Below are 6121 nucleotides of genomic sequence, written 5' to 3' on the forward strand. Positions count from 1 at the left end.
GGTGGGGCGAGGGCGGCGGCGGTGGGGCCGGAGGACGCGGCGTTCCCCGCGCACCGGGCACCGCGCTGCCGCAGTCTCGACGCGCTGGACGCCCAGGTGATCCGCTGCCGGGCCTGCCCACGGCTGGTCGCGTGGCGCGAGGAGGTCGCCGCGACCAGGCGGGCGGCCTTCCGGGAGTGGGAGTACTGGGGGCGGCCGGTGCCCGGCTTCGGTCCGCCCGACGCGGCGATCGCGGTCGTCGGCCTCGCCCCGGCCGCGCACGGCGGCAACCGGACCGGCCGGATGTTCACGGGCGACGCCTCCGGCGACTTCCTCTTCGCCGCGCTGCACGAGGTGGGGCTGGCCAACCAGGCCGAGGCCACCCACGCCGCGGACGGCCTCGAACTGCGGGGCGTACGGCTGGCCGCCCCGGTGCACTGCGCGCCGCCGGACAACAAGCCGACTCCCCAGGAGCGCGACAACTGCCGCCCCTGGCTGGCGGCCGAACTGGAACTGCTGGGACCGGGACTGCGGACGGTCGTGGTGCTCGGCGCGTTCGGCTGGCAGGCGCTGCTGCCGGTGCTGAGCGCGGCCGGCTGGCAAGTGCCGCGCCCCCGGCCACGGTTCGGCCACGGCGTCCAGGTGGTGCTGGACGCCGCCGAGGAGGGCCGCCCGCCGCTGCGGCTGCTCGGCTGCTACCACCCGAGCCAGCGCAACACCTCCACGGGACGGCTCACCCTCCCCATGCTCGTCGACGTGTTCCGCGAGGCGGCGCGCCTGTCGGGCCTGTGAGGACGGTCGCGTACGAGCAAGGTCTCCTGCGGTCCCGCAAAGGTTGAACGTTGACCGACGAACCGGCTCCCGGCAGCCGCTCATGGGCTCTCACCTGCCCACATCGCGTCCCTCGCGACCCGGGTGTGTCATGGAAGGGTTGGTCACGAGGGGCGGGAGCGACGAAAGGAGCCGGTATGGACACCGGACGGATACGTCGAGCGGCCACCGCGGCCCTGTTGTCGTGCGGTCTGGCCCTGGGCGGCTTCGCCACCGCGGCGGCGGCGGCCCCGGCGCACGACGCGGGCGACGGCCACGATCGCGGCCAGGGCAACGGCTGGTCGTGGGACACCCGCATCAGCGGCTGGATCCGTGAGGACCACGGCGGCGGATGGCGCTGGGACGACCACCGCGACGACCGGAACTGGGACGACCACCACAGCGGTCACTCCCGGGACCACCACGACGGCGGCCGGGTCTGGGGCACGGTCACCTCGCGCATCGAGCTGAACGTCCGCGACAACCCGAGCCTGAACGCCGGCGTCACCGTCGCCCTCAGCCCGGGCAGCAAGGACCGAATCGAGTGCAAGACGCATGGCTCGAACGTCGACGGGACCTCCACCTGGTACTGGCTGAGCCATGCCCACGGCTGGGCCAGCGCCGCGTTCGTCCGGGCGAGCGGCGACGTGCCGGACTGCTAGCGGTGCGGACCCCGCCGCGGGGCGGCCTTCGCGGCGGGGCGGGTGAACCGTGGGGAGCGAACCGTGTGCGCTCCCGGGAATAGCGACACCGGGAGCCGCCTTGGAGCTGCTGAGAGAGCGAGGAGTCGGCAGATGCCCAAGGCGTACGCGTACACCCGCCGCGGCGGTCCCCGGACCGGGGTGTCCGGTCCGGGGACCGAGGCGTTCATCGAGCGGGGACGGCCGAGCCCGGACTCCGGCCGGATACCGGCCGCGATCGGGGAGGCGGCGTGAGCGCACCGCATCCCCTCGACAACCCCGCCCGTTCCTCCCTCACCGGCCCGCACGCCCACTTCGCCGAGCGGCGGGGGCGGGTGCTGCGGTATCCGCCCGAGGTGACGCCGTGGCTGGCGCTCCCGGACGACCCCGGGCCCGAGGACTGGGCCGATGTCGCCGCACTGGCCGGGCCGGACGGGGAGGTGCCGTTGCTCGGGACGAACCGGCTGCCGCCCCCGGGCTGGGAGTTGACGTTCGAGGCCGACGGTGTGCAGCTCGTGGACGACACGGTCGCCGCCCGGCCGTTCCCCGAGGCGGTCACGCTGACCGCCGCCGATGTGCCGGAGATGATGGACCTGGTGGAGCGGACCCGGCCGGGCCCCTTCCTGCCGCGCACCATCGAGCTGGGCGCCTATCTGGGCGTACGCAGGAACGGCGCCCTGGTGGCGATGGCGGGCGAACGGCTGCACCCGCCCGGCTGGACGGAGATCAGCGCGGTCTGCACCGACGACGCCTTCCGCGGTCAGGGCCTGGGCACCCGGCTGATCCTGGCGGTCGCCGCGAACATCAGGGACCGGGGCGAGCGCCCCTTCCTGCACACCGGTGCGCGCAACACCGGCGCCATCCGCCTCTACGAAGCCCTGGGCTTCCGGCTCCGCCGTACCACGCGGTTCATGTCGGCCCGCGTACCGGACGGCCAACTGGCAAGCGTGACCACCTCACTTCACTCGATCGAGTGATGAAACGGTCGTGTGAATTGTTTCTGCACTTCCCGCCCTCCGGACAGCGTCTAACGTTCCCCCCGGCGGCCCCAGCCCCCGGTCGTCACGTCCACCGTTGCCTTGGGGGGAGGGGCAGTGCGCCGCAATGAACACGTCGAGGAAAGCCCGCGCGAACTGGTGCCGGTCTCCCCTCGGCACCACGAGAAGCCGCTTCTCCGGGTCCGCACCCAGGCCGGAGTGACCGTCGCCGAGCTGCACGGCGAGATCGACATCCAGGCCGTCCAGTCCCTGCGACCGTGCCTGGACACCCTCACCGGGGACGGGGTGGGTGCGCTGGCCCTGGATCTGCGCGGGGTCCGGTTCCTGGACTGCTCCGGTCTCGCCCTGCTGGTGCGCGCCCATCGCCGGGTGACCGAGCGGGGCGGCTCCTGGGCGCTGGTCTGCGACCATCCGCTGACGCTGCGGATCCTGCGGATCACCGCCCTCGCGCCCGTCCTGGGGCCTGCTCCCACGCTGGAGCAGGCCCTGGACTCCGTCAGGCCGCCGGCCGGCTCCGCCTCAGCCGAAGAGTGACCAGCTCGAAGGGGCGCAGCGCCAACCGCACCGCCCCCTCGGCCAGTTCATGGCGCGGCCCCTCGGCCAAGGGGCGTTCCAGCAGGTCCGTCGCCACCACCGCGTCCGCCTCGAAGCCCGGGGTGAGCCGGGCCGTCGCCCGGCCGCCCCTCGACTCGTAGAGCCGTACGACCACGTCGCCGCTCCCGTCGTCCGCGAGCTTCACGGCGCTGACCACCACCGCGTCCTCGTCGACCGACACCAGCGGCGCCACCTCCGCGCCGCCCGCGACCCGCCGCTCGGGCAGATTGACGCGGTAGCCCTCGCGCACCGCGTCCCCGATGCCGGCCCCCGGCACCAGCGCGTGCCGGAAGCGGTGCAGACCCTGGTCGGTCTCGGGGTCGGGGAAGCGCGGGGCGCGCAGCAGCGAGACGCGGACCGTGGTGGTCGTGCCCGGGCCCTCGGCGGCGTCACGCACGGTCCGGGTCACGTCGTGCCCGTATGTGGAGTCGTTGACGAGGGCGACGCCCCAGCCCGGCTCCTCCAGATGGACGAAGCGGTGGTTGCACGCCTCGAACTTGGCCGCTTCCCAGCTGGTGTTGGTGTGGGTCGGCCGGTGGACATGGCCGAACTGGGTCTCCGACGCGTACCGCTCGGCGTGGATGTCCAGCGGGAACGCGGCCTTGAGGAACTTCTCGGTCTCGTGCCAGTCGACCTCGGTGTCGATGTCCAGGCGCTTGGCACCGGGGGCGAGGCGGAGCAGCTGGGTGACCCGGGAGCCGCCGAAGGTGCGGACGACCCTGACGGTGGCCGCGTCGGCGTCCTCCACGGCCACGAGCTCGTCGAGGTCCGTCAGATCCGTCACCGTGTTGCGGTAGAACGCGTCCACGTCCCACGCGTCCCACATGTTCGGGAAGTCGGGGTGGATCTGGAGGAGGTTGGCGGCCCTGCCGGGGGCGATCGACTCGCGCCCGGCAGCGATGTCGTACGCGGACACCAGGAGCCCCCGGGCGTCGATCTCCACCGACAGCAGCCCGTTGTCCAGGACGAAGCCGCCGCCCTCGCGCGGGACCACGCGGCTCACGCCGGTGCGCGCGGCGGGCGCGGCGCCGCCCGCGGCCACGCCGTCGCGCGCGTGGGGCGCGGAGTTGAAGACCAGGGTGGTGCCCGCGGCGCCGTCTCCGGCGAGTGCCCGCTGCGCGCCGTCGATGATCTCGTTCAGCTCCTCGGCGACCGCCGCGTAGGTCTTCTCCGCCTCGCGGTGCACCCAGGCGATGGAGGAGCCGGGCAGGATGTCGTGGAACTGGTGCAGCAGGACGGTCTTCCAGACGCGGTCCAGCCGCTCGTACGGGTACGGGAAACCGGTGCGCACGGCCGCCGTCGCGGCCCACAGCTCGGCCTCGCGCAGCAGGTGTTCGCTGCGCCGGTTGCCCTGCTTGGTCTTCGCCTGGCTGGTCAGGGTGGCGCGGTGCAGCTCCAGATAGAGCTCCCCCACCCACACCGGCGCGTTCGGGTACTCCGCCTGCGCCTTGGTGAAGAACTCCGCCGGGCTCTCCCACTCGACGGTCGCCGAGCCCTCCAGGCTCCGCAGCCGGGCCGCCTTGGCGACCATCTCCCGGGTGGTGCCACCGCCCCCGTCGCCCCAGCCGGTGGGGGCCAGCGAGTGCCTCGCCGCGCCCTTGTCCTTGAAGTTGCGGGCGGCGTGGGCGATCTCGCTGCCCTTCATCGAGCAGTTGTAGGTGTCGACGGGCGGGAAGTGGGTGAAGATCCGGGTGCCGTCGATGCCCTCCCACTGGAAGGTGTGGTGGGGGAACTTGTTGGTCTGGCTCCAGGAGATCTTCTGGGTGAGCAGCCACTTGGCGCCCGCCGCCTTGATGATCTGGGGCAGCCCGGCGGCGAAGCCGAAGGTGTCCGGCAGCCAGGCCTCGTCGTTCTCGACGCCGAACTCCTCCAGGAAGAACCGCTTGCCGTGCACGAACTGACGGGCCATCGCCTCCGAGCCCGGCATGTTGGTGTCCGACTCCACCCACATGCCGCCCGCGGGCACGAACCGGCCGTCGGACACGGCCTTCTTCACGCGCGCGTAGACCTCCGGCCGGTGCTCCTTGATCCACGCGAACTGCTGTGCCTGGGACATGGTGAAGACGAAGTCCGGCTCGTCCTCCAGGAGCGCCGTCATGTTGGAGGTCGTACGGGCCACCTTGCGCACGGTCTCGCGCAGCGGCCACAGCCACGCCGAGTCGATGTGGGCGTGCCCCACCGCGCTGATGCGGTGGGCGGCCGGCCCGGCGGGCACGGCGAGGACGTCCGCCAGCTCGGCGCGGGCGGCGGCGGCGCTGCCGCCCACGTCCTGGAGGTCCACCGCGTCCAGCGCGCGCCCCACGGCCCGCAGGATGTCCCAGCGCCGGGCGCCCTCCACCGGCAGCTCGTGCATCAGCTCGCCCAGGACCTCCAGGTCGAGCACGAGCTCCCAGACGGTCTCGTCGAAGACGGCGAGGTCCATCCGGGCCAGCCGGTACTGCGGCTCGGTGCCCGCCGTCTCCTTGTCACCGAGGGGGGTCGGCACGAAGGGGTGGTAGTCCAGGACGACCGGGTTGGACGCGGCCTCGATGTGCAGCCGCACCTCCTCGCCGCCCACCGCGGGCGCGCCGATCCGCACCCACTGGTTGCGCGGGTTGAGGCCCTTCACCGGGGTGCCGTCGGGGCGGTAGACCAGGCCTTCGCACTGGAAGCCCGGCATGTTCTCGTCGAAGCCGAGGTCGAGGAGTGCCTCCACGCTCTTCCCGGCCCACTCGGCCGGTACGGTCCCGGTCACCCGGAACCAGCTGGTCCCCCAGGGAGCGCCCCAGGCGTCCCCGACCGCGATCGGCGCGGGGTCCTGGGCCAGCCCCTCGGCGACCGGGACGGGCTCGTCCGGCGCATGCCACACCGCCACTTCCAGCGGGACGGATTCGGGGTACACGGCGGGGCGGATGCGCTCGTCGAGGACGCGCCTGAGGCGGGCCTCGACCAGGCTGCGGTCGTCATGCATGAGGGTCTGCTCCGTGGGTCGGGAAGAGCGTGGAGGCACTCCTCGACCTCGGCTTCGACGAGAACATGCCGGGCTTCCAGTGCGAAGGCCTGGTCTACCGCCCCGACGGC

At 73.2% G+C, this 6121-nt stretch carries 6 protein-coding genes; 5 read left to right on the forward strand and 1 reads right to left on the reverse strand.

Going from position 1 to position 6121, the window contains the following annotated elements:
- Positions 1-21 precede the first annotated feature (21 nt).
- From ACJA3G_RS27430 to ACJA3G_RS27450, 5 genes are all read left to right on the forward strand, one after another.
- Positions 22-771: a uracil-DNA glycosylase gene (locus tag ACJA3G_RS27430; protein WP_406555726.1), complete on the forward strand. Its 750-nt coding sequence runs from the start codon at positions 22-24 to the stop codon at positions 769-771.
- A 176-nt stretch (positions 772-947) separates the two neighbouring features.
- Positions 948-1451, forward strand: coding sequence for a hypothetical protein (locus tag ACJA3G_RS27435; RefSeq protein WP_406555721.1), 504 nt, complete (start codon positions 948-950; stop codon positions 1449-1451).
- Positions 1452-1583: 132 nt separating this feature from the next.
- Positions 1584-1724 (forward strand): hypothetical protein, encoded by a 141-nt coding sequence (locus ACJA3G_RS27440; RefSeq protein ID WP_406555722.1) that lies wholly within the window; start codon positions 1584-1586, stop codon positions 1722-1724.
- Positions 1721-2446: a GNAT family N-acetyltransferase gene (locus ACJA3G_RS27445; RefSeq protein ID WP_406555723.1), complete on the forward strand. Its 726-nt coding sequence runs from the start codon at positions 1721-1723 to the stop codon at positions 2444-2446. Before ACJA3G_RS27440 ends, ACJA3G_RS27445 begins: the two co-directional genes overlap by 4 nt.
- A 117-nt stretch (positions 2447-2563) precedes the next feature.
- Positions 2564-3001, forward strand: a complete 438-nt coding sequence (locus ACJA3G_RS27450; RefSeq protein ID WP_406555724.1) for an STAS domain-containing protein — start codon at positions 2564-2566, stop codon at positions 2999-3001.
- Here the strand turns inward: ACJA3G_RS27450 and ACJA3G_RS27455 are convergent.
- The gene (locus tag ACJA3G_RS27455) at positions 2964-6011 is read right to left on the reverse strand and encodes an alpha-mannosidase (protein WP_406555725.1); all 3048 of its coding nucleotides are present in this window, start codon (positions 6009-6011) and stop codon (positions 2964-2966) included. The two genes, ACJA3G_RS27450 and ACJA3G_RS27455, sit on opposite strands and share 38 nt — an antisense overlap.
- Positions 6012-6121: the final 110 nt, after the last annotated feature.

This window comes from Streptomyces sp. YS-3 (assembly GCF_045257485.1).
Taxonomy (GTDB): domain Bacteria; phylum Actinomycetota; class Actinomycetes; order Streptomycetales; family Streptomycetaceae; genus Streptomyces.